Origin of the sequence: Dyella humicola, assembly GCF_026283945.1 — a bacterium.
Taxonomy (GTDB): domain Bacteria; phylum Pseudomonadota; class Gammaproteobacteria; order Xanthomonadales; family Rhodanobacteraceae; genus Dyella; species Dyella humicola.
Window position 1 is genome coordinate 58,735 of the sequence record NZ_JAPDPC010000005.1, and the last position, 21,382, is coordinate 80,116.

The 21,382-nt window shown below is 63.1% G+C and carries 22 protein-coding genes; 7 read left to right on the plus strand and 15 right to left on the minus strand.

Annotated elements, in window-relative coordinates; all coding sequences use genetic code 11:
• Positions 1-44: 44 nt before the first annotated feature.
• Together OUZ30_RS19730 and glnA are read right to left on the minus strand one after the other, a co-directional pair.
• Positions 45-908, minus strand: coding sequence for a DNA ligase (locus OUZ30_RS19730; RefSeq protein WP_266184174.1), 864 nt, complete (start codon positions 906-908; stop codon positions 45-47).
• A 206-nt stretch (positions 909-1,114) separates the two neighbouring features.
• Complete coding sequence (gene glnA, locus OUZ30_RS19735; protein ID WP_266184175.1) at positions 1,115-2,530, minus strand: type I glutamate--ammonia ligase; 1,416 nt, start codon at positions 2,528-2,530, stop codon at positions 1,115-1,117.
• A gap of 329 nt (positions 2,531-2,859) precedes the next feature.
• On the opposite strand from glnA, the gene OUZ30_RS19740 reads away from it, so the two are divergent.
• On the plus strand, positions 2,860-3,654 hold the full coding sequence (locus OUZ30_RS19740) for an undecaprenyl-diphosphate phosphatase (protein WP_266184176.1): 795 nt from the start codon (positions 2,860-2,862) through the stop codon (positions 3,652-3,654).
• Positions 3,655-3,687: 33 nt separating this feature from the next.
• Here OUZ30_RS19740 and OUZ30_RS19745 read toward each other — a convergent pair whose 3' ends face one another.
• Positions 3,688-4,641, minus strand: a complete 954-nt coding sequence (locus OUZ30_RS19745) for a LysR family transcriptional regulator (RefSeq protein WP_266184228.1) — start codon at positions 4,639-4,641, stop codon at positions 3,688-3,690.
• A 145-nt stretch (positions 4,642-4,786) separates the two neighbouring features.
• On the opposite strand from OUZ30_RS19745, the gene OUZ30_RS19750 reads away from it, so the two are divergent.
• From OUZ30_RS19750 to OUZ30_RS19765, 4 genes are all read left to right on the plus strand, one after another.
• Positions 4,787-5,986: an efflux RND transporter periplasmic adaptor subunit gene (locus OUZ30_RS19750; RefSeq protein ID WP_266184177.1), complete on the plus strand. Its 1,200-nt coding sequence runs from the start codon at positions 4,787-4,789 to the stop codon at positions 5,984-5,986.
• 239 nt (positions 5,987-6,225) lie between these two features.
• Positions 6,226-9,426 (plus strand): efflux RND transporter permease subunit, encoded by a 3,201-nt coding sequence (locus OUZ30_RS19755; protein ID WP_266184178.1) that lies wholly within the window; start codon positions 6,226-6,228, stop codon positions 9,424-9,426.
• The gene (locus tag OUZ30_RS19760; protein WP_266184179.1) at positions 9,426-10,850 is read left to right on the plus strand and encodes an efflux transporter outer membrane subunit; all 1,425 of its coding nucleotides are present in this window, start codon (positions 9,426-9,428) and stop codon (positions 10,848-10,850) included. Before OUZ30_RS19755 ends, OUZ30_RS19760 begins: the two co-directional genes overlap by 1 nt.
• A complete protein-coding gene (locus tag OUZ30_RS19765; RefSeq protein ID WP_266184180.1) occupies positions 10,847-11,611 on the plus strand; it encodes an SDR family oxidoreductase in 765 nt (254 codons plus the stop codon). Before OUZ30_RS19760 ends, OUZ30_RS19765 begins: the two co-directional genes overlap by 4 nt.
• Positions 11,612-11,632: 21 nt before the next feature.
• Here the strand turns inward: OUZ30_RS19765 and OUZ30_RS19770 are convergent, their stop codons facing one another.
• The 12 genes from OUZ30_RS19770 to OUZ30_RS19825 form a co-directional block, all read right to left on the minus strand.
• Complete coding sequence (locus OUZ30_RS19770) at positions 11,633-12,094, minus strand: GNAT family N-acetyltransferase (RefSeq protein ID WP_266184181.1); 462 nt, start codon at positions 12,092-12,094, stop codon at positions 11,633-11,635.
• A gap of 16 nt (positions 12,095-12,110) precedes the next feature.
• Positions 12,111-13,283 carry an AI-2E family transporter gene (locus OUZ30_RS19775; RefSeq protein ID WP_425601544.1) on the minus strand — a complete coding sequence of 391 codons (1,173 nt, stop codon included), beginning with the start codon at positions 13,281-13,283 and terminating at the stop codon, positions 12,111-12,113.
• The gene (locus OUZ30_RS19780) at positions 13,280-13,570 is read right to left on the minus strand and encodes a hypothetical protein (protein ID WP_266184182.1); all 291 of its coding nucleotides are present in this window, start codon (positions 13,568-13,570) and stop codon (positions 13,280-13,282) included. Before OUZ30_RS19780 ends, OUZ30_RS19775 begins: the two co-directional genes overlap by 4 nt.
• Positions 13,567-14,034, minus strand: a complete 468-nt coding sequence (locus OUZ30_RS19785) for an ABC transporter ATP-binding protein (RefSeq protein ID WP_266184183.1) — start codon at positions 14,032-14,034, stop codon at positions 13,567-13,569. Before OUZ30_RS19785 ends, OUZ30_RS19780 begins: the two co-directional genes overlap by 4 nt.
• Positions 14,035-14,061: 27 nt before the next feature.
• Positions 14,062-14,427, minus strand: a complete 366-nt coding sequence (locus tag OUZ30_RS19790; protein ID WP_266184184.1) for an ElaB/YgaM/YqjD family protein — start codon at positions 14,425-14,427, stop codon at positions 14,062-14,064.
• A gap of 90 nt (positions 14,428-14,517) precedes the next feature.
• On the minus strand, positions 14,518-14,673 hold the full coding sequence (locus tag OUZ30_RS19795) for a DUF1328 domain-containing protein (protein WP_114240942.1): 156 nt from the start codon (positions 14,671-14,673) through the stop codon (positions 14,518-14,520).
• 130 nt (positions 14,674-14,803) lie between these two features.
• Positions 14,804-15,424 carry a YbhB/YbcL family Raf kinase inhibitor-like protein gene (locus OUZ30_RS19800; RefSeq protein WP_266184185.1) on the minus strand — a complete coding sequence of 207 codons (621 nt, stop codon included), beginning with the start codon at positions 15,422-15,424 and terminating at the stop codon, positions 14,804-14,806.
• Between the two features lie 58 nt (positions 15,425-15,482).
• Positions 15,483-16,577 carry a PQQ-dependent sugar dehydrogenase gene (locus OUZ30_RS19805; protein WP_266184186.1) on the minus strand — a complete coding sequence of 365 codons (1,095 nt, stop codon included), beginning with the start codon at positions 16,575-16,577 and terminating at the stop codon, positions 15,483-15,485.
• A 61-nt stretch (positions 16,578-16,638) separates the two neighbouring features.
• Positions 16,639-17,043, minus strand: coding sequence for a DUF3224 domain-containing protein (locus OUZ30_RS19810; protein WP_266184187.1), 405 nt, complete (start codon positions 17,041-17,043; stop codon positions 16,639-16,641).
• Between the two features lie 129 nt (positions 17,044-17,172).
• Positions 17,173-18,177 (minus strand): YheT family hydrolase, encoded by a 1,005-nt coding sequence (locus OUZ30_RS19815; protein ID WP_266184188.1) that lies wholly within the window; start codon positions 18,175-18,177, stop codon positions 17,173-17,175.
• Positions 18,174-18,992 (minus strand): lysophospholipid acyltransferase family protein, encoded by an 819-nt coding sequence (locus OUZ30_RS19820; RefSeq protein ID WP_266184189.1) that lies wholly within the window; start codon positions 18,990-18,992, stop codon positions 18,174-18,176. Before OUZ30_RS19820 ends, OUZ30_RS19815 begins: the two co-directional genes overlap by 4 nt.
• A 53-nt stretch (positions 18,993-19,045) precedes the next feature.
• Positions 19,046-19,522 carry an Lrp/AsnC family transcriptional regulator gene (locus OUZ30_RS19825; protein ID WP_266184230.1) on the minus strand — a complete coding sequence of 159 codons (477 nt, stop codon included), beginning with the start codon at positions 19,520-19,522 and terminating at the stop codon, positions 19,046-19,048.
• 150 nt (positions 19,523-19,672) lie between these two features.
• Between OUZ30_RS19825 and phhA the strand changes: the two genes are divergently transcribed.
• Together phhA and OUZ30_RS19835 are read left to right on the plus strand one after the other, a co-directional pair.
• A complete protein-coding gene (phhA, locus tag OUZ30_RS19830) occupies positions 19,673-20,563 on the plus strand; it encodes a phenylalanine 4-monooxygenase (RefSeq protein ID WP_266184190.1) in 891 nt (296 codons plus the stop codon).
• A gap of 174 nt (positions 20,564-20,737) precedes the next feature.
• Complete coding sequence (locus tag OUZ30_RS19835) at positions 20,738-21,355, plus strand: OmpW/AlkL family protein (RefSeq protein ID WP_266184191.1); 618 nt, start codon at positions 20,738-20,740, stop codon at positions 21,353-21,355.
• Positions 21,356-21,382 lie beyond the last annotated feature (27 nt).

Sequence of the window (21,382 nt, forward strand, 5' to 3'; positions counted from 1 at the left end):
GATAGAGGCCGTTGCATCAGCGCGCTCGCTTCGCGGTGTCGTGCTCACCCTTCTTCACGAACCCGCATGAAGGTGGCAAATCGCGGTTTGCCGTTTGAGGTCAGGCTGCGATATCGATAAGTCACCAGACTCCCGATGGCTGGTGGGTTGCGGCGCTGCGCGTCGGTGAAACCCGAGCCCAGGCGAAAGCGCATGCCGTCCGGCGTTTCGACCAGCAATGCACCCAGCATGCCGGTGTATTTACCCTTGCCTGGGAGATGCGCGATCACCCGTGCCTCCGCGTCGTCATAAGGCTTGAGCTTTAACAAATCGTCGTTGCGCCCAGCGCGGTATAGCGATGCGCCGCGGTGGAGCATCAAGCCTTCACCGCCTTGTTTAATCACGCGCTCGAGTTGCACCTCGAGCACGGATTCGTTGGCTACCTTGTATTGCAGCACGGGCTGCACCCAGGGAACGTTCAGCGCGGTCACTACCCGCTGCAACGCCGGAATGCGTTCGGTAAACGGACCGGGATGCGCCGGCAGATCGAATACCATGTAATAAACGCGGCGCCACGCGGCATCATCGGCCGGCAGTTGGCGAATGGTGGCCGCCGCCACCTCGAATTCCCCCCGTCCTACCCAAAGCTCGCCATCCATTGGCGTCTTCGGCCAGCGGGCGGTGAACCAGATGGGTGCATGGATGGTGGCTCCACTGCGCGTGAGGAGCTTCTCGCCATCCCAATATCCGCGCACGCCGTCGTATTTTTCGCTGACCCAATAATCATCAAGCGCGATGCCGGAGTGATAGACGTTCGCCAACATGATGGGCGACGCGATTTCCACGGCCATGACGGGCGAGCTAGCGACAAGACCGATCAAAACGAATAACGCGCTGAGGCGGTTACGTGAGCGAGCATCTCGTCGCATGACGCTTCCTTGTGCACCCGGTTCCAGATGCAGAAGGTAAGCCTCGGGCTAGCAGGAGGGAGCCAGTGCATTGCCCACGATGATGTCGCCTTTCTCCGGGAATCTGCGCCCAGGAAACACGGTTCACTACGACCGAGCGCTTTCCGCCCTGAAATAAAACGGGCGCCGAAGCGCCCGTTTTTCTTTCCACTCTCAGCGCTACGCGATCAGAGCGCGTAGTACATCTGGAACTCCAGCGGATGCGTGCTGGCGCGGTAGCGGGTCACTTCCTGCATCTTCACGCCGATGTAGGCGTCGATGAAGTCGTCGGTGAACACGCCACCGGCCTTGAGGAAGTCACGGTCCTTGTCGAGCGCTTCCAGCGCCTGGTCGAGGCTGGAGCATACCTGCGGGATGTTCTTCTCTTCTTCCGGCGGCAGGTCGTACAGATCCTTGTCGGCCGGCGCGCCCGGGTCGATCTTGTTGATGATGCCGTCGAGGCCGGCCATCATCAGCGCGGTGAACACCAGGTAGCCGGAGTTCATCGGGTCGGGGAAGCGCACTTCGATGCGACGGCCCTTCGGGCTGGACACGTACGGAATGCGGCAGCTGGCCGAACGGTTGCGGGCCGAGTAGGCCAGCATCACCGGCGCTTCGTAGCCCGGCACCAGGCGCTTGTAGCTGTTGGTGGTGGAGTTGGCGAACGCGTTGATGGCCTTGGCATGCTTGAAGATGCCGCCGATGTACCACAGCGCGGTCTGCGACAGGCCGCCGTACAGATCACCCGCGAACAGGTTGTTGCCGTCCTTGGACAGCGACTGGTGCACGTGCATGCCGCTACCGTTGTCGCCAACGATCGGCTTGGGCATGAAGGTGACGGTCTTGCCATTCTGGTGGGCGACGTTCTTGATGACGTACTTCATCGTCATCAGCTCGTCGGCCTTCTGCACCAGCGTGTTGAACCTCACGCCGATCTCGCACTGGCCGGCATTGGCCACTTCGTGGTGATGCACTTCGACGACCTGGCCCAGCGACTCGAGCACCTTGCACATGTCGGCGCGCAGGTCACCCAACGAGTCGACTGGGCTGACCGGGAAGTAGCCACCCTTCACGCCCGGGCGATGACCGGTGTTGTTGTCCTCGTACTTGTAGCGCGAGCTCCATGCAGCCTCTTCCGAGCCGATTTCGTAGAACACGCGGCCCATGTCGTTCTGCCAGCGCACGGAATCGAAAATGAAGAACTCCGGCTCCGGACCGAAGAAGGCCGTGTCGGCGATGCCGGTGGACTTGAGGTACGCCTCGCCGCGCTTGGCGATGGAGCGGGGGTCACGACCGTACGCCTGCATGGTCGACGGCTCGAGCACGTCGCAATGCAAGACCATCTGGGTGTGCGCGCTGAACGGATCGATATAGGCGGTATCCGGATCCGGCAGCAGGATCATGTCGGACTCGTTGATGCCCTTCCAGCCGCTGATCGACGAGCCGTCGAACATCTTGCCGTCCTCGAAGGTGCCTTCGTCGATGGCATGGGCCGGGAACGTGACGTGATGGTGCTTGCCGAGCATGTCGGCAAAGCGGAAGTCGACGAATTCGACTTCGTGTTCCTGGATCAGATCGAGAACTTTCTGGGCGGCGGACGACATGGACAACCTCGGCGGGCTAAAGGTGAAGAAAACGACAGTGTCTTGAGCAAGGCTTGTGCCAAGCCGTTGGTTCTAAGCTTATCAATGCCTTAGGTCAATACGAACGATCTTGACGCCATCACGTTGCACAATAATGAAACGCAAGCTCGCACCATACTGGTGCAATACTTCCTTGGGCGTGCCCTCTCGGCAAGTGAAGCGCCCGGCTCAAGCGAACTAGCTTGCACCCCCTTTCGCCCGACCGCCAGCCCATCTCATTCCCGTAAGCTATGCCGCTTTGCGCCGGCATGCCGCCGACGCCCGCCCAACCCGTCCGGAGTGCGTTTTCCGTGAGTGACCTGATCAACGTCATCCTGCTCGGCATCATCGAGGGCATCACCGAGTTCCTGCCGATCTCGAGCACGGGACATCTGCTGATTGCCGAGAAGTTTGGCCTGGGCGAACGCTCGGACCTGTTCAACGTCGGCATCCAGGCCGGCGCCATTCTGGCGGTGACCTTCATTTACTGGAGCCGCATCTGGCAGCTGTTCACGCAATGGCGTGTGCCGGCCAACCGCGATTACCTAGCGAAATTGCTGGTGGCGTTCCTCATCACTTCGGTACTGGGCTTCATTGCAGTCAATCGCGGCTTCAAGCTGCCCGAGGCGGTGACGCCGGTGGCCTGGGCGCTGGTGATCGGCGGCGTCTGGATGCTCGCGGCGGAACGGCTGGCTGCTCGGCAGCCGGATCGCACCACCGTAACCTGGCGCGTGGCCATCCTGGTCGGCATCGCGCAGATGGTGGCGGGCATCTTCCCGGGCACCTCGCGCTCGGCGGCCACGATCTTCACCGCCATGCTGGCGGGCACCAGCAACCGCGCGGCGGCCACCGAATTCGCCTTCCTGGTCGGCATTCCCACCATGTACGCCGCCAGCGGCTATGAGTTGCTGAAGGTGGTCAAGGAAGGCGGCGTGCACGAGGACTGGACCGCGCTGATCGTCGGCTTCATCGTCTCCGGCGTGGTGGGCTTCATCGCGGTGAAGTGGCTGCTCGGCTATATCCGCAGCCATCGCTTTACTCCGTTCGCGATTTACCGCATCGCGCTGGGCATTGCCTTGTTGCTGCTGGTGCCGGCGGGCGGCTAGACCTTTTGAGGGGCGCCCTGGCGCCCCTTTTCGTCACGCGCGGATGCGCTCGGGCTGCGCTGGCACCGCCACGGGCTTCTTGTGCTTACCCGGTTCGTTGCTCTGCTCGAACACCTCGCGTACCCATTCGATGAAGGCCTGCACGCGGGCAGACAGGTGTTTCTTCTGCGGGTAGACGATCCAGACCGGCTTGCCGGTGGAGATGGTGTCCGTCATCACCAGTTCGAGCTTGCCGAAGTCGAGCATGCAGGCGGCAATGACGTGCGGCGCCTGGGTGATGCCTAGCCCCGCGACCACGGCCTGGATCACCGATTCGGCGTCGTTGATCAGCAGGTGTCCATCAATGTCGACCCCCACCTGCCCGCTTGGCGTGTCGAACTGCCACTGGCGCGGGCGGCCGTTGGGCTGGACGTAGTTGATGCAGCGGTGGTCCTTCAGATCCTCGATGCTCTGCGGCGCCCCGTACTTCGCCAGATAATCCGGCGAGGCGAGCATGACGTTGCGCAGGTAGCCGATCTTGCGGGCGATCAGGCTGGAATCCTCCAGCGGCCCGACCCGGATGGCGCAGTCGATGCCTTCCTCATTGAGGTCGTAGGCGTAGTCACACATCGACAGCTCAAGTCGAATATCCGGATAGCGCTGCTCGAATTCGGCCAGCCTGGGGATGATGACGGTACGACCCACGGCAGCCGGTGCACCAATGCGCAGCTTGCCGCTGGGCTTGCGGCTGGCGTAGCCGAGCGCCTCGGTGGCCTCGGTGAGATCGGCGAGGATCTCCTTGCAACGTGCATGGAACGAGGCCCCATCGTCGGTCAATCGCAGCGATCGCGTGGAACGGAACAACAGCCGTGCACCCAGCTGCTCCTCCAGGCGCGAGACGGCGCGACTGACCCCGGATGGCGTCATGCCCAGTTGGGCGGCAGCGGCGGCAAAGCTCTTGGCCTCGACGACGCGGACAAAGGCGGAGATTGCGGCAAAGTCTTCCATAGCTTCGATTTTCACCCTATTCGTGACTGGCAGTCACTATTGCATTGCACAAAGAGGTATTTATTGAACCAGATGGTACACCTAATCTCTCGCCCCTGTTCGTCGGCGTGCCCCTGCCCCGACGAGATCATTCTGGGAGCGCGACATGAAGAAACGATGGATCCTCGCCATTCTTGCCCTGGCCGTGGTGGGCGGCAGCTGGGCCCTGCTGGGCCATAGCGGCGACACCCAGGCGCAAACCGCAGCAGCCGGGGCGCCGCCGCCGGTCACGGTATCCCAGGTGCTGGTTCGTCCTGTCGATGACGCCGACGAGTTCACCGGTCGACTGCAGGCGGTCGACACCATTCAGTTGCGCCCGCGCGTCGGTGGTTACGTCGATTCGGTGCACTTCCAGGAAGGTACCGCCGTGCGCAAGGGCCAGCTGCTGTTCCGTATCGATCCGCGTCCTTACCAGGCCGAAGTGGATCGACTCAGCGCAAACCTGAGCCAGGCGCGCTCGGAACAGGTGCTCGCCCAGGCCAATGCGGAACGTGGACGCCGACTGCTGGAGCAGCACGCCGTCGCCCGTGAAGAGGCCGATCGCCTGGTTACCGCCTCCGAAAGCGCCAAGGCCCAGGTCGCCTCGACCACGGCCGCGCTGGATGCCGCCCGCCTCAATCTCGGCTTCACCGAAGTGCGCGCACCGATCGATGGGCGCGTGAGCAATGCCTTGGTGACACCCGGCAACCTCGTCACCAGTAGCGATGTGCTGACCAGCGTGGTGAGCATCGACCCGATCTACGCCTACTTCGATGTGGACGAACACAGCTACCTGAAGTTCGATCGCGAGCGCCGCGAACATGGCAGCTCGCCGCAGATCACCATGGCGTTGGCCGACGAGAAGGGGTTTCCGCATACGGGCCGAGTCGATTTCGTCGACAACCAGCTGCGCGCTGCTAGCGGCACGATCCGCTTGCGCGCCGTGTTCGACAACGCCGACGCTCGCTACACCCCCGGCCTCTATGTACGCATCCAATTGCGCAGCGACCGTCGCGAGCCGCGCGCACTGGTCGACGACCGCGCCGTCGCTACGGACCTCGGCAACAAGTTCGTCTACGTGATCGACAAGGATCGCAAGGTCGAATACCGACGCGTGGTTACCGGCCCGCTGCTCGATGGTCTGCGTGTGGTCACGGAAGGCCTCGATGCCAAGGACGTAGTGATCGTCAACGGCCTTCAGCACGTGCGTCCCGGCGTGGAAGTGAATCCGACCAAGGTGGCCATGGAGACACGCAGCCTTGATCCAAACAAGCAGCTGGCGATGGCCGGTGCCGGTTCGGGTCAGAACGCCGCGCAGCAGAAGTAGGGCCAATGGCTCGTCATTCCTGCGAAGGCAGGAATCCAGTGACTTGAACGCGGAAAACAAAGTCGCTGGATCCCTGCCTTCGCAGGGATGACGGCTCAGGAAAGTGATGAGCGATGAGTGAAAGCCTTCTGTCTTTTTGCAGAAGGCCGGGGACGGTTTGTCTCCGCACATCGGAAACGAAGCACTCAATGTCCCCGCCCGACGCGGGAATGGTGCCCAGAGCAACCAGGACGAATGCAATGAAAATCGCCCAATTTTTCGTGGACAGGCCGATTCTGGCCGGCGTCCTTTCGGTGCTGATCGTGATCGCCGGCGGCATCGCGCTTTTCCGGCTGCCGATCAGCGAATACCCCGAAGTAGTGCCACCCACCGTGGTCGTGCGCGCCAGCTATCCCGGCGCCAACCCCAAGGTGATCGCCGAAACCGTCGCCACGCCGCTGGAAGAACAGATCAACGGCGTGGAAGGCATGCTCTACACCAGTTCGCAGTCGACCAGTGATGGCGCGATGACGCTGACCGTCACGTTCGCACTGGGCACCGATCTGGACAACGCCCAGGTGCAGGTGCAGAACCGCGTGGCGCAGGCGCAACCGCGCCTGCCGCAGGAAGTGCAGCGACTTGGCGTGACCACGCAGAAGAGTTCGCCCGACCTGACCATGGTGGTGCATCTGACCTCGCCGGATCAGCGCTACGACATGCTCTACCTGTCGAACTACGCGCGCCTGCACATCAAGGACCAGCTGGCCCGTCTCGATGGCGTCGGCGATGTCCAGATCTTCGGCGCGGGCGAATACAGCATGCGCGTGTGGCTGGATCCGCAGCGCCTGGCCGTGCGTCAGCTCACCACCGGTGACGTGGTGCATGCGATCGAAGAGCAGAACGTAGCCGTGGCGGCCGGTGCGCTGAATGCACCGCCAGGTCCGAACAGCGCCGCGTTTCAGCTCAATATCAACACACAAGGACGTCTGATCAACGAGGAAGACTTCCTCAACATCATCGTGCGCACCGATGCCAACGGCGGCGTGACCCACCTGCGCGACGTGGCGCGCGTGGAACTGGGCTCGAACAACTACGCCCTGCGCAGCCTGCTCAACAACCAACCCGCGGTAGCACTGCCGATCTTTGCTCGCCCTGGCTCCAATGCGATCCAGATCTCCGACGAAGTCCGCAAGCAGATGGCAGACCTCAAGAAGGATTTCCCGCAGGGCGTGGACTATCAGATCGTCTACGACCCGACCGTGTTTGTGCGTGGCTCGATCGAAGCCGTGGTGCATACCCTGTTCGAGGCGATCGCGCTGGTCGTGCTGGTGGTGATCCTGTTCCTGCAGACATGGCGCGCATCGATCATTCCGTTGGTGGCGGTCCCGGTCTCGTTGATCGGCACCTTCGCAGTGATGTTGCTGGTGGGCTTTTCGCTCAACGCGCTGTCGCTGTTTGGCCTGGTGCTGGCGATTGGCATCGTGGTGGATGACGCCATCGTGGTGGTGGAGAACGTCGAGCGGCACATCGAGCATGGTTTGTCGCCCAAGGAAGCGACCCGCAAGGCGATGAACGAAGTGACCGGGCCCATCGTGGCTACGGCGCTGGTGCTGTGTGCGGTGTTTGTGCCGGCTGCGTTCATCAGCGGCCTTACGGGTCAGTTCTATCGCCAGTTCGCGCTGACCATCGCGATCTCCACGGTGATCTCGGCGTTCAACTCGCTCACCCTCAGCCCTGCGCTCGCCGCCCTGCTGCTGCAGGAACGCGGTGCACCGAAGGACAAGCTCAGCCTCTTCATCGATCGTGCGTTCGGCTGGCTGTTCCGCCCGTTCAATCGCCTGTTCGAATCCAGCGCAAACCGCTATGTGGGTGGCGTGAAGCGCATCCTGCGTTCGGGTTCCATCGCGCTGGTGATCTATGGCGGCCTGGTGCTGCTGGGTCTGTTCGGCTTTGCCCATGTGCCGACCGGTTTCGTGCCGGCGCAGGACAAGCAGTACCTGGTGTCGTTCGCGCAGTTGCCGGACGCCGCCTCACTGGATCGTTCCGAAGACGTGATTCGTCGCATGAGCGACATCGCGCTTAAGCAGCCGGGCGTGGAAAGCGCGGTGGCGTTCCCGGGCCTGTCGATCAACGGCTTCACCAACAGCACCAACTCGGGCATCGTGTTCGTCACGCTCAAGCCGTTCGAGGAGCGGCGCGACGCGTCGCTGTCGGCGGGTGCCATCGCCGGCGCGCTCAACCAGAAATACGCGGCGATCCAGGATGCGTATATCGCCGTGTTCCCGCCGCCACCGGTGATGGGCCTGGGCACGATTGGTGGTTTCCGCTTGCAGGTGGAGGACCGTTCCGATGCCGGCTTCGAAGAGCTGTACAAGCAGACTCAAGGCTTGATCCAGGCGAGCGCGAAAGTGCCGACCCTGGCCGGCCTGTTCTCCAGCTATCAGGTCAGCGTGCCGCAAATCGATGCTGACGTGGATCGCGAAAAGGCGAAGGCCGAAGGTGTGGATCTGGCCGATGTGTACCAGACCATGCAGGCCTACTTGGGCTCGCTCTACGTCAACGACTTCAACCGCTTTGGTCGCACCTATCAGGTGAATGTGTCCGCCGAGCCCAGCTTCCGTCATGAGCCGGAAGACATCCTGCGCCTGAAGACGCGCAGCGCCACGGGCGAGGCGATTCCACTGGGTTCGTTCGTGACCATTCGCCAGAGTGTCGGTCCCGATCGCGTGCAGCATTACAACGGTTACCCAACTGCCGAGATCAACGGTGGACCGGCACCAGGCTTCAGCAGCGGTCAGGCACAAGCTGCCATTGAGAAACTCGCGCGCGAGAACCTGCCCAACGGCATGACCTTCGAGTGGACCGAGCTGACCTATCAGCAAATCCTCGCCGGCAACACCGCGATCCTGGTGTTCCCGTTGTGCGTGTTGCTGGTGTTCCTGGTGCTGGCCTCGCTGTATGAAAGCCTGTTGCTGCCGCTGGCGGTGATCCTGATCGTGCCGATGGTGCTGCTGTCCGCCATCTCCGGCGTGTGGCTGTCCGGGGGCGACAACAACATCTTCACCCAGATCGGCCTGATCGTACTGGTTGGCCTGGCTTGCAAGAACGCGATCCTGATCGTGGAGTTTGCTCGCGAAGCACAGATCATCGAGGGGATGGATCGCACCCAGGCCGTGCTGGAGGCTGCTCGCTTGCGACTGCGTCCGATCCTGATGACGTCGTTCGCTTTCATCATGGGCGTGGTGCCGCTGGTCACTTCCCACGGCGCCGGTGCGGAGATGCGCCATGCCATGGGTGTGGCGGTGTTCGCCGGCATGTTGGGCGTCACCTTCTTCGGCCTGATCTTCACCCCCTTGTTCTATGTGCTGGTACGTGGCTGGAGCGAACGCATGAGCGAACGCCGCCGCGCCCGCAAGGCCGCTCACGCGAGCCAGCCGGCACCTGCCCTGGAGAATCACTGATGAAAATGCTCACCGCACTTGCCGCCTCGTTGATCCTGGCCGGCTGCGCCAGCGTGGGGCCCGACTACCATGCGCCCGTGGAAAAGCCGGTCGCCGTGCAGGGTGTGGATGGCCAGCGGGAATTGACCCAGGATTTCCAGGCGAACTGGTGGAAGCAGTTCAACGACCCGACGCTCGACGCGCTGATTCAGCGCGCCGCGCTGAACAGCCCGGATCTGAAGATCGCGTTCGCCCGCCTGCGTGAATCACGCGCCTTGCTCGGCGTGGCCAAGTCACAACAGATCCCCGACGTGGAAACGGTGGCGAACTATTCGCGTAGCCGCGGGCAGCAGCCGGGCTTCACCGATCAGCGCACCACGGTCACCAGCTATCAGGCGGGCTTCGATGCCAGCTGGGAGATCGATCTGTTTGGCGGCGTGCGCCGCTCGGTGGAGGCGGCGCGCGCAGACGCCGGCGCCAGCGAGGCATCGTTGCAGGACGCACAGGTCACGCTGTTCGCCGAAGTGGCGCGCTTTTACTTCGATCTGCGCGGCGCGCAGCTGCGCATCGATGTAGCGAACCGCGATATCGAGAACCAGCGCGAGTCGCTGCGGCTGATCCGCGCTCGTGCCGATATCGGCACAGGCCAGGAGCAGGACGTCGCCAGCGCCAGCGCTCGTCTCAGTTCGGTGGAAGCACAGTTGCCGGTATTGCAGACGCTGGCGCAGACCGATACGTCGCATCTGGCCGTGCTGCTGGGCGAGCGCCCCGGTGAACTGGACATCGATCTCTCGCTGCAGAAGTTCCAACCGATCGACGTCGCGCTACCGATCGGCAACGCCGGCGACGTGCTCACGCGCCGCCCGGATATCCGTATCGCGGAACGCGAGCTGGCCGCCGCCAATGCCCGCATTGGCGTCGCCAAGGCCGATTACTACCCGCATATCACGTTGGGTGGTTTCCTCGGTTTCCTGTCTGGCCGCAGCAACAATTTTGGCGGCCCTTCGACGCGTGCCTGGTCGCTCGCACCGAGCATCTCGTGGTCTGGCCTCAACGTGCAGCGCGTACGCTCCAACGTGAAGGCCAACGAGGCACGTGCCGACGCCGCGCTGGCGAATTATCAGCGCACCGTGTTGCAGGCCCTGGAAGACGTGGACAACTCACTCGTCAGCTACAACCTGCAGCGCGACCGCGTGCAGAAATTGATCGATCAAGTGGCGCAGAGCCGACGCGCGGCGGAACTGGCCCGCGTGCGTTACGACGAAGGCGCGGCCGACTTCCTGCAGTTGCTGGATGCCGAGCGCACCCAGCTGGCGGCGGAAGATGCGCTGGCGGATGCGCAGGCATCGATCAATCTGCGCGCCGTCTCGGTGTACAAGGCGCTGGGTGGTGGCTGGCAGGCCTGCGCCAACGAGCGTTGCGATCAGTTGGCCGCCGCTCCATGAACACCGTGGCGTTTCCCGCGAGGTGGACGCGGCGGCCATCGACGCTGGTCGAGCCCGAACTGGCGCAGCGCGTCGCCCTAGTCAGCGGTGCAAACCGCGGCCTGGGACTCGAGGTGACGCGGCAGCTGGCGGCCAGCGGCATGACCGTGCTGCTGGGCTCGCGGGACGCATCAGCGGGTGAACGAGCTGCGCGGCAGCTTCGTAGCGAAGGGGGCAACGTTTTCGTGGCGCCGCTGGATGTGACGTCGCCCGCCGACGTTTACGCGCTCGCCAAGCGTATCGAACGCGACTACGGACGCCTGGATATCCTGGTGAACAACGCCGGTGCCTGTTTCGATGCCGGCAACGAAGCGTCCTCCGTCGACATGACGATCGTGCGGCAGGCGTTGGAGATCAATTTGCTCGGCGCCTGGCAGCTCACCGAGGCGATGCTTCCGCTGATGCGGCGCCACGACTATGGCCGCATCGTCAACGTGTCCAGCGGCTGCGGCGCCATCGACAGCGAGTGTGCGAGCAGCCCGGCCTATCGCGTGTCCAAGGCTGCCTTGAACAGCCATACGCGCATGCTGGCGATGGAGCTGGGCGGCAGCGGCATCCTGGTCAACGCCGTTTGCCCCGGCTGGGTCGCCACCGACATGGGTGGCCATGGAGGACGCCCCGTTGCCGAAGGCGCCGCCGGCATCGTGTGGGCGGCCACACTTCCCTCGCGACCTGCGCTCAATGGCGGCTTCTTTCGCGATCGCATGCGCATCGATTGGTAATCGCCGACGCGGAGAACGCAGTCACAGCATTTTGCGATACACGACAAAGCCGGATTTCTCGGCCACTTTGTCGTAGAGCCGCATCGCGGTCGCGTTGCTTTCGTGGGTCTGCCAGTGGACGCGCGGCGAGCCCGCCTGGTGCGCCTGCAGATAGACGGCTTCGATCAGCGCACGCCCGACGCCGATACCGCGCGCCGCCTCCACCGTAAACAGATCCTGCAGATAGCAACTATTGCCTGCGCTGGTCGTACTGCGATGGAACAGGTAGTGCACCAGGCCCAGCAGTTCGCCATCGCGCTCGGCGATGAGTGCGTGCACGGGTTCGTCACGATCGAGAAAACGCCGCCATGTCGAGCAAGTGATCGCTTCCGCTAGCGCGGTCGCTCCGCTGCGGCCGTAAAACGCGTTATAGCCGTCCCACAGCGGCTTCCAGGCGGCGTAGTCCTGATCTATCACCGGCCTGATCGCGAACGGAGCCCTCACGCGCCCCTCTGACGCATCAACGCTGGACCATCAAGGCAAACCAGCGCCAACTACGAATCCGTTCGGCCACGAGTTTGGTGCTGGTGAGCATGGGCACGGCGAGCAAGGCTCCAGGAATGCCCCACAGCCAGCCCCATATCAGCAGCCATAGCAGGATGGCGACGGGACTCAAGCGCATGCGGCGACCCTGGATCATCGGCGTTATCAGGTTGCCTTCGACCGCCGTAATGCCCGCAAAGGTCAGTGCAGGCAACAGGGCCGAGCCGGCATCGTTGAAGTTCATCAGGCCAACCAGAGCCAGCACCGTCGTCGTCGTGATGGCGCCGACGTAGGGAATGAAATTGGCCAACATGGCGACCGCGCCCCACAGCAGCGGATCGGGCATGTGATACAGCCACAGCATACCCGCGGTGATGGTGCCCAGCATGAAGTTGATCAACGTAGTGGTGAGGATGTAGCGCGACACTTCGGTCTGAATGCTGCGCACGATCCGCACCGCGTGGCGCTTGTAACTGAAGCTTGGCGCCGCCTCCACCAGCCGGCGCAACAGCAGGTCGCCATACACCAGGAAGAAAAATACCAGCAGCACCACGGTCAGTATCGCCGCGAGCACCTTGGGCGTGGTGGCGACCACATCCCACGCATTGAACGCCAGCGAGGCCTGCGATGATGCCGGTGCGCGTGAGGCCTGCCCGGTGACCAGGCTTTGGGTGGCTCGATTGGCCGCTTCCAGGGGTTGGATGATCGACTTGAGCTTGGGCACAAAGCTTCGGATCGCGGCGGGCGCCTCGTGAAACCAGCCCAAGGCCGGCGTCGTCAGCATGCCGAGGCCGCTGACGATGCCGGCGATCAGCGCGATCATCAGCACGCTGGCGCACAGCCAGCGCGGCAAGCCCAGGCGCGCACCGCTGGCCACGATTGGGTTCAGCGCCAAGCCGATGAAAGCCGCCAGTACCAGGGGAATCAACAGCCCCTTGGTCAGCGTGATGGTGTACATCAAGGCCAGCAGCAACAGCAGGTTGAGGGCGACGCGAATGCCGCGCAGGTGACGACGCGCGTTGCGCGCCCGCGCCAGGCGATGCGCGACCACGCGCGGCTCCTGGTACGACATCATCGGTACGCTGGGAATCGGTGTGCCCGCCACGTCACCCAAGGACGCTGGCGCGGCGGGCGGCTCGGGCCGGTTCATGAGGGATCAAAGCCGCCTTGGGTGAATTCGGCAATCAGCCGCGCCGCCTGGGCGACGACTTCAGCCACCGTGCCGCTGAGCAACGCACCCAGTCCGGGCACGCGCAAAGGATGCACATTGAGCTGCCCCAAGACGAAGCCAGCGCCAGCGGCCACGCCCACCGTGGTGAGCGGATAGTGCTGCCCACGCGACAACAGCGCTTGGGCGGGTACGGCCAATTCGTGGCGTGCCTCTCGCGAACTCGCCTGCGCTACACGAACGGCATGCAGCTGTTTGAAGATGCTCATGGTGCGTCCTCTGGGCGAGACTCACCCTGTGGGTCGGGACGACGCAGGGCATCGCGCATCATCGCATTCCACTCGCCCCGCGTCGCGGGCAGGCTCATCCAGTGCATGCAACGGCGAACCAGGAGCACCGCGCCCACCAGGAAAGCCAGTTCCAACAGGGCCAGCGCCACCAACGCCCAGGTCCACGAGCCGAACCACAGCGCCAGCAGCCAACCGGTCAAACCCAGCAAGGTCAACCCAAGGCCCACCCCGGCGACGGTGGCGACCAGGGCCGCTGCAAGTATCCAGTGCACGGCGCTGCGCGCGAGGCCGAGTTCTGCGGCCAGCAATCGCAGCTGCGCGCCGAACAATCGATGGAACGCCCGCCCGAGGCGGCCGATATCGTCCAGCAGGCCAGGCGGTGCTGACGGTGCCGGCGCCTCATCGGGTGTGGCGGGCGCGTCATCGCGTCCGGTCTGGTCCATCCGCTGCCCTCGTCGGCTTGCCTGGTATTAGCGTCGCAGTATGCGGCCTAGCAGCCAGCCAGCGCCAAGGGCGATGGCCACCGATTGCACGGGTTTCTCGCGCACATAGTCGCGAGCCTTCTCTAGCCATTCGTCGGCACGATCCACCGCTTCTCCATAGGCCTCGCGGCCACGTTCACGGTATTCGCCGGCCTTGGCATTGGCGCGCGTGGCGGCGTCGGCCGCTTTATCGGTGGCGTGATGCAAGGTCTCTTCGACGTGATCGGCGGCGCGGCCGACGGCTTCCTTGGCACCCGCAACGGCGCTGGATGTCGCCTGCTTGACACGCTCGGCGCGCTCCTCGATGCGCTCGGCCGCGCCGGGTTCCTCGGGCGCCTGGACTTGCTTGTTCATAACTTTCTCCGATGAGGCGGTGGTTTCACTGTAACCCACGGGTGCGAGCCGGGCGCACGCCGGGTTCGGATCGGCCCGATGTGCTGCCGCTCAGCTGGCGCGGCGAAAGAAGGCGATAACCGCGAGGATCAGGAAAATGATGAACAGGATCTTCGCGATACCGGCAGCGGTACCAGCAATGCCGGTAAACCCGAACAAAGCTGCGATGATGGCGATGACCAGAAAGACCAGGGCGTAGTGCAGCATGGGGCGTTCCTCATGACGGGGCAGCCGATAACCCCTTCATCATTCACCCACAGCGCATGCCTTGCGCGCGTGAAGAGGGCGCCATCCTGTCATCACGTTGGGCCCCGTTCACGATTTCTTCGCCTTGCGATCAGTCCAGTGCCGGATTGAGGGAATAGGTACCCATCAACTCCGCCTCGGCCAGCACATGGCCGTCCATCGCCGCACGCAGCTCGCTGACAGTGAAGCCGTCGGCGAGCTTGAGATGCTCCACGTCGAGGGCGTAAAGGCGGAAGTGATAGTGATGCACCAGCGAGTCGTTCCATGGCGGGCATGGGCCGTCGTAGCCGAGGTATTCACCACGCATGTCCGGATCGCCCGAGAACCATCCGGTGTAGTCATTGATGCCCTGGACGCTGCCCGGCGGGCCGTAGGGAGCACGCTTGCCGTGCGCCACAATGCCCTCACTACACGCACCTTCCCCCAACTCGCCGCATTCGACCGGGATATTCGCCATCAGCCAATGCACGAACTCCACCCGCGGCAGGTCCGCCGGCACGGTATGACCTTCCTTGTTGACGTCATCGGGCTTGCTTGGCACATCGAAGTCGATGCACGTAAGCACGAATGAGCGCGTAGCCAGCGGCGCCTCCTTCCAGGCCAGATGAGGGCTCAGGTTGTCCGATAGCGCCACCGGCGCTGCGCGCTTGCCAAAGGCGAGTCTGGGCGGAATTGACTGACTATGTTCGAAATTGTCACTGCGCAGTTGCAAGGCTGTTCTCCTGGAACGTTGATCGGGTTTCATGCATCACCGCCATGGCGGTGTGGCCTTAGGGCTTTTCGTAGGTCACACGATAGACCGCGCCAGCGAGGTCGTCGCTCACCAGCAGACTGCCATCCGGCAGCGGTTGTACGTCGACCGGTCGACCCCACGCCTTTTCGTCCTGCTGGAACCCTTCGATCAGCGGCTCATAAGACACGACCTTATCGCCGTTGAGGCGCACCGTCATCACGCGATAGCCGGATTTCTTCGTGCGATTCCACGAACCGTGTTCGGCGATGAACAGGGCTCCCTTGTAGTCGGCCGGGAACTGCTTGCCTTCATAGAAACGAAGACCCAGCGAAGCCACGTGCGCTCCCAGCTTCAACACGGGTGGCGTGTAGTCCTTGCAGTTCTTGCCCTGGCCGAACTCCGGGTCGAGCGTGTCGCCCTGGTGACAATAGGGATAACCGAAGTGCTCGCCGACATGACTGAGCTTGTTGAGTTCGTCGCTGGGCATATCGTCGCCCATCAGGTCGCGGCCATTGTCGGTGAACCACAGCTGGCCGGAACCAGGCCGCCAGGTAAAGCCCACCGTATTGCGAATGCCATAAGCGACATCCTCAAGGCCGCTGCCATCGGCGTTCATGCGCGTGAGCTTGGCGTAGGCATGGCCCTTGTCGCAGATGTTGCATGGCGCGCCGATCGGCACGTAGAGCTTGTTGTCGGGGCCAAACGCAATGAATTTCCAGCCGTGGTGGGTATCGGTGGGAAATTTGTCGGAGACGACTTCAGGCGCCGGCGGATTATCGAGGTGATTCTCGATATCGCGCAGCACCAGGATCTTGCTCACCGCCGAGATGTACAGGTCGCCGTTCTTGAACGCCACACCCACCGGCAACTGCAGGCCACTGGCAACAACACGTACCTTGTCGGCGTGACCATCACCCTTGCTGTCGGTGAGCGCGTAGACCTTGCCCGCATCGTTCGAACCGACAAACACGGTGCCCTTGGCGCCCAATGCCATCTCACGCGCATTGGGCACTTCGTCCGAATACACGGCGATGTGGAAGCCCTTGGGAAGCGTGAGCTTGTCCAGGGACGGGGCCGCAAGGATCGCAGGAGTAGCCAACAGCCCGAACAGGGCGAAAATCAAGTTGCGCATGGTTGAAACTCCGCGGCGGCAAATCGAAAGCGTATACCCGGCGAGGGCTACCCGTGAGTGCTCAGGGCACGTCGGGTAGCGAGTACTCGAAATCGTAAGAGTGCACGCCGCTCGCCATGGTGATATCGAGCTTGCCGCTGATCCCGCCCAGCGCCTCGGTACCCGAGTCCGGCACCACCGTGATCGACAGCTGCGGCGTTCCACGATTCATGGTACCGGTGTGCTGTAACGCGAAACTGCCGCTGCGCCCGTGCAACGTCGCGCTGATGCGTTCCATGGCCACATAGCCGGCGGAACCATCGATCGGCGTGCCGACGGCAAGCATCTGGCCCTTGCCGGAGCCTTCCAGGTCGCCGTGGTATTGCTTGAGGAGGGCCAGTCGCCCGACGCTGGGATCACCAACACCTTCTTGTTCGGTTTGCGGCGACATTTTGACGTCGAAGGTCCCTTTGGCGTGCCTGCTCATGGTCGTGTCCTCTCGTAGTTGCCGAAGGCGCCCCCACCGACCCTCCTTTGGCGCACGAGGCAACATCGTCGTACCCACCCTATGGAGTGTCAACGATGTTCCACCAACAGTGTCAGTAGCTGGCCGTGCTCAGGCCGCCGCGATCGCGTTGAAACGCGCGGCGATGTAGTCGTCGGTGAAACTGGTCATGTCCCAGCCACGGATAAAGCCGCAATGCCCGCCATAGGGGGAGATATCCAGCTCGACATTGGCCGATAGCCGCAACTTCTCGAACGCGTCCACCGGAATCACCGGATCGTCGCGCGCCGTGAGGATGGTTGCCGGCACATGCAGGTCTGCAAGTGCCTGGCCCGCGACCGAATAGCCATCCAAATAGGCTTCGAGCGTATCGAAATCGGTGTGCCGCATCACCAGCGAGGCAGTCAGTCCGCGCAGGCTCTGCTTCAGCTCGGACAGCTCGAAGTATTCCCGGTGCGGGAACGCGGCCTGCTTGGCCTGCAGGGAGCGCCGCCATTTGTGCATGAAATACGCCTGGTAAAACCACGGCGCGGCTTCCTCCAGCGAAAACAGGCCTTCGCTGGGATCGATGATGGGACAAACCGCTAGCGCATAACTCAGCGGCAAGCCCACGGCAGGCGCGCGCAAGGCCGCGCGCAGGGCGAAATTGCCACCGAGCGAGAAGCCCGCGAGCGCCATCGGCCGGTTCGGGTAACGCCGCGCGATGTCCAGCAGCGCGTTGACCACCTCATCGATGCGACACGAATGGAACAGCGCTTCGTTGAGGTTGTGGCTATCGCCGTGATCGCGAAAATTGAGGCGGAAAATGTCCCAGCCTTCCGCCAGCAGGCGACTGCCCGTCTGCAGCACATAGGTGGAATCGACGCTGCCTTCCCAGCCGTGGAACAGCACCGCCAGGCCACGTGATTTTGCCTGCGTGTTCTGGGCTGTGTACGCGCCGGTCAGTCTTACGCCGTCGCCACCGTCCACCGTCACCTGCTCGGCACCGTTCAACACGGTCTGCGCGGCCCTGGGCAACAGCACGCGACGCACGCCGCTTGACGACAGCATGGTCTGGATGTGGCCGCTGCGTAGCGGCCACGGCGGCAGGAAATCCTTTCCTTTCGGCAGGCTCATGCGCGGCTATCGTGGGTCGACTTGTCTTCCAGCGCCAGCGCGATGCGCTCACGCGACAGCTCGGCCATGCGGCGACGTGCATCCGGCGTGGCCGGCACGGGCTCGAGGAAATGCACCTCGACATCGAGCGGCGCGTCGCCGAGCAAACGCAGGAAGTTCTGCAAGAAATTCTCGTGTTCGCGAAAGCCGGCTTCGATCACCCGGCGGCCGTCACGCGCAAAACGCAGCGCAACGGGCTGTACGGGAACCTCGGCATCGAGCGCGGCCTGGAAAATGCGCGCGTGGAACACCCGTAGTACGCCGTTATGGCCAGTGCCGCCCTCGGGGAATGCCGCCACCGAACGACCGCCACGCAAGCGGTCCACCATCACCTGCATCACGGCCGCCAGCGAATGGTTGCTACCGCGGCGGTGAAAGATCGTGCCGCCCGCGGCCGCCATCCAGCCCACCAGTGGCCAGCGGGCGATCTCCGCCTTGGCGACGAAGCAGGCCGCACGCTGGCTGTGCAGCAGCTCGATGTCGAGCCAGGAGGTGTGGTTGGCCACGAACAGCACCGGATCGGCGAGCGGCTTGCCCACGCGTACCGAGCGCAAGCCGAAAATGCGCAATAGCGCCGTGGACCACCAGCGGATGGTGCGGTGCGGGAACGGTTCGCGGCCGTTTTTCATCACCGCGTTGCGGCCCCAGCTGAGCACGAACGAACACAGCAGGACGCCCAGGATCGCGTGCAGCAGCAACAACGGTACGCGCCAGGCGTAACGCAGGGGTCGAATCAGGTCGCGGCGATCCGGGGCGGAAACGGTGTCGGTGTTCATCAGTCTGGTTAGTTTACCGTTAGTTGAAGCCCCTGCGACCTACTCCGGCATCTTCAATGCTCAAGTTGGGCCAAGGGTAAAGCCGCCGATCGCTTGACTGTGCGAAGGACGAAACTCGAATTGACATCAGCGACCCCGGCGGCGTTCAGCAAACGGTCGAGCAGGAAGCGTGAGAAGTCCTGGAGATCGGTCACGTAGACGTGCAGCAGATAGTCCATGTCGCCAGTCAGCGCGTAACACGCCACGACTTCATCCCAGCCATTCACCAGCCCCACGAAGTGCTCCACTGCCGCGCTTTCATGCTTGGTCAGTTGAACGCGCACGAAGGCCTGCAGGCCGAGCCCGATCGCCTGCGGGTCAACCTGTGCGGTGTAACCGGTGAGAATGCCCTCCGCCTCGAGGCGCTGAAGACGGCGCAGGCAGGCCGATGGCGACAGGCTGACTCGTTCAGCGAGCTCGGCATTGGTAATGCGCCCTTCGCCCTGCAACACGGCGAGAATGCGCAGATCGGTGCGATCCAGGGTCGTCATGGCAATAAAATCCCGCAATGCCCCGATGGGCGTGCCGATTATTGTGCAAACAAGCTGAATTGAAGCAATAAAACAATCATCGTGCGCGGTTTCGGCCATATGCTGTGCCATCCCCGAAACATGATGGCCAGCGCCATCCGGAGCCGCTCCATGAACACCGCGCCACGCCGTGTCGAACACCAGCAGACCGACCGGGGCTATGTGCCGGTATACGCCACCGGCGTCGTGGAGCAGCCCTGGGCGGACTATTCCCGCACCGACCATGAGGTCTGGGACACCCTGTACCAACGCCAGCGCGACTTGTTGCCGGGACGCGCCTGCCAGGAATTCATGGACGGCGTGGCCCGCTTCGGCCTTGGCGACGGCGGTATCCCGAAATTCGCCGACTTGAACAAGGTGCTGGGTGCGGCCACTGGCTGGGAGCTGGTGGCGGTTGAGGGACTGCTGCCTGACGAGGTGTTCTTCGACCATCTGGCTCATCGCCGCTTCCCGGTCAGCTGGTGGATCCGCAAACCGGACCAGCTCGACTATCTCAGCGAACCCGATCTGTTCCACGACCTGTTCGGCCATGTGCCGCTGTTGCTCAATCCGGTCTTCGCCGACTACATGGAGGCCTACGGCCGGGGTGGCATGAAGGCATTCGCGATCGGTCCCGAAGCGTTGATGAACCTCACGCGCCTGTATTGGTACACGGTCGAATTCGGCCTGATCAACACCAAGGACGGCATGCGCATCTACGGTGCCGGCATCGTCAGCTCCAAGGGTGAGTCGATCTACTCGCTGGACTCGCCTTCGCCCAATCGCATCGGCTTCGGCTTGGAGCGCGTGATGAGCGCGCGTTACCGCATCGACACCTACCAGCAGACCTATTTCGTCATCGACAGCTTCGAGCAGCTGTTCGAAGCCACGCGACCGGATTTCACGCCGATCTACGCCAAGCTGCGGGAGCAGCCGGCCCACGCTGCTGGCGAGGTTCTGTACGGCGACCGTGTATTCACGCGCGGCAATCGTGAAGGCTGGGCGACCGACGCCGATACCTGATCGCTGCACGGATGGACGGCTAAAAGCGGCCCGCCTCTTGGCGGGCCGCTTCGTTTTTTGGTTTTCGCCAGCTGCGTCCGTATGCCCCAGGTCGGCATGACCTAGGTCAGAACCGCTCAACGTGATCCTAACGACCATGGATCCGTCCCGATAGACAAAAGAGCGGAATTCCCCATGAAAGCACTACTTCCCCTGTTCATCGCCACAGCTTTGGGCGCCGTCGCCGCACCCGCCGCTCACGCAGATACCAATGACAACTGGGTCGTACGCTTCGGCGCCCACGTGGTCGATCCCAAGAGCAACAACGGCACGCTCGCCGGTGCACGTGCCAGCGTCGACAGCAGCGTGCGCCCCAGCGCCAGCCTCGAATACATGATTACCCCGAACCTGGGTGTGGACGTGCTCGCTGCGTGGCCGTTCGAGCACGATGTGCGACTGTCCGGTCTCGGCAAAGTCGCGCAGACCAAGCAGCTGCCGCCAACCGTTGGTCTGAATTATCACTTCATGCCGAACAACACCTGGTCGCCGTTCCTGGGCCTCGGCGTGAACTACACCAACTTCTTCGACACCAAGGGGGCCGGTGCGCTGCAGGGCAGCAGCGTCAGCATTGCCAACAGCTGGGGTGTGGCCGCGCACGCGGGTATCGACGTCACCATCAATCCCAAGTGGATCGTCACGGCCGACCTTCGCTGGATAAACATCAAGAGCGACGTCAAAGTGGGGGGCACCAAGGTCGGCACGGCCACGATCAATCCGATGGTCTACGGCATCAGCCTCGGCTATCGCTTCTGATGGCAAACGTTTGGTGGCATGGATGCC

Bases quoted from the DNA above. Each gene is read 5' to 3' on its own strand.
- OUZ30_RS19730 (WP_266184174.1), bottom strand. From the start codon at position 908: ATGCGACGAGATGCTCGCTCACGTAACCGCCTCAGCGCGTTATTCGTT.
- glnA (WP_266184175.1), bottom strand. From the start codon at position 2,530: ATGTCGTCCGCCGCCCAGAAAGTTCTCGATCTGATCCAGGAACACGAA.
- OUZ30_RS19745 (WP_266184228.1), bottom strand. From the start codon at position 4,641: ATGGAAGACTTTGCCGCAATCTCCGCCTTTGTCCGCGTCGTCGAGGCC.
- OUZ30_RS19750 (WP_266184177.1), top strand. From the start codon at position 4,787: ATGAAGAAACGATGGATCCTCGCCATTCTTGCCCTGGCCGTGGTGGGC.
- OUZ30_RS19755 (WP_266184178.1), top strand. From the start codon at position 6,226: ATGAAAATCGCCCAATTTTTCGTGGACAGGCCGATTCTGGCCGGCGTC.
- OUZ30_RS19760 (WP_266184179.1), top strand. From the start codon at position 9,426: ATGAAAATGCTCACCGCACTTGCCGCCTCGTTGATCCTGGCCGGCTGC.
- OUZ30_RS19765 (WP_266184180.1), top strand. From the start codon at position 10,847: ATGAACACCGTGGCGTTTCCCGCGAGGTGGACGCGGCGGCCATCGACG.
- OUZ30_RS19775 (WP_425601544.1), bottom strand. From the start codon at position 13,283: ATGAACCGGCCCGAGCCGCCCGCCGCGCCAGCGTCCTTGGGTGACGTG.
- OUZ30_RS19780 (WP_266184182.1), bottom strand. From the start codon at position 13,570: ATGAGCATCTTCAAACAGCTGCATGCCGTTCGTGTAGCGCAGGCGAGT.
- OUZ30_RS19785 (WP_266184183.1), bottom strand. From the start codon at position 14,034: ATGGACCAGACCGGACGCGATGACGCGCCCGCCACACCCGATGAGGCG.
- OUZ30_RS19790 (WP_266184184.1), bottom strand. From the start codon at position 14,427: ATGAACAAGCAAGTCCAGGCGCCCGAGGAACCCGGCGCGGCCGAGCGC.
- OUZ30_RS19795 (WP_114240942.1), bottom strand. From the start codon at position 14,673: ATGCTGCACTACGCCCTGGTCTTTCTGGTCATCGCCATCATCGCAGCT.
- OUZ30_RS19805 (WP_266184186.1), bottom strand. From the start codon at position 16,577: ATGCGCAACTTGATTTTCGCCCTGTTCGGGCTGTTGGCTACTCCTGCG.
- OUZ30_RS19810 (WP_266184187.1), bottom strand. From the start codon at position 17,043: ATGAGCAGGCACGCCAAAGGGACCTTCGACGTCAAAATGTCGCCGCAA.
- OUZ30_RS19815 (WP_266184188.1), bottom strand. From the start codon at position 18,177: ATGAGCCTGCCGAAAGGAAAGGATTTCCTGCCGCCGTGGCCGCTACGC.
- OUZ30_RS19820 (WP_266184189.1), bottom strand. From the start codon at position 18,992: ATGAACACCGACACCGTTTCCGCCCCGGATCGCCGCGACCTGATTCGA.
- OUZ30_RS19825 (WP_266184230.1), bottom strand. From the start codon at position 19,522: ATGACGACCCTGGATCGCACCGATCTGCGCATTCTCGCCGTGTTGCAG.
- phhA (WP_266184190.1), top strand. From the start codon at position 19,673: ATGAACACCGCGCCACGCCGTGTCGAACACCAGCAGACCGACCGGGGC.
- OUZ30_RS19835 (WP_266184191.1), top strand. From the start codon at position 20,738: ATGAAAGCACTACTTCCCCTGTTCATCGCCACAGCTTTGGGCGCCGTC.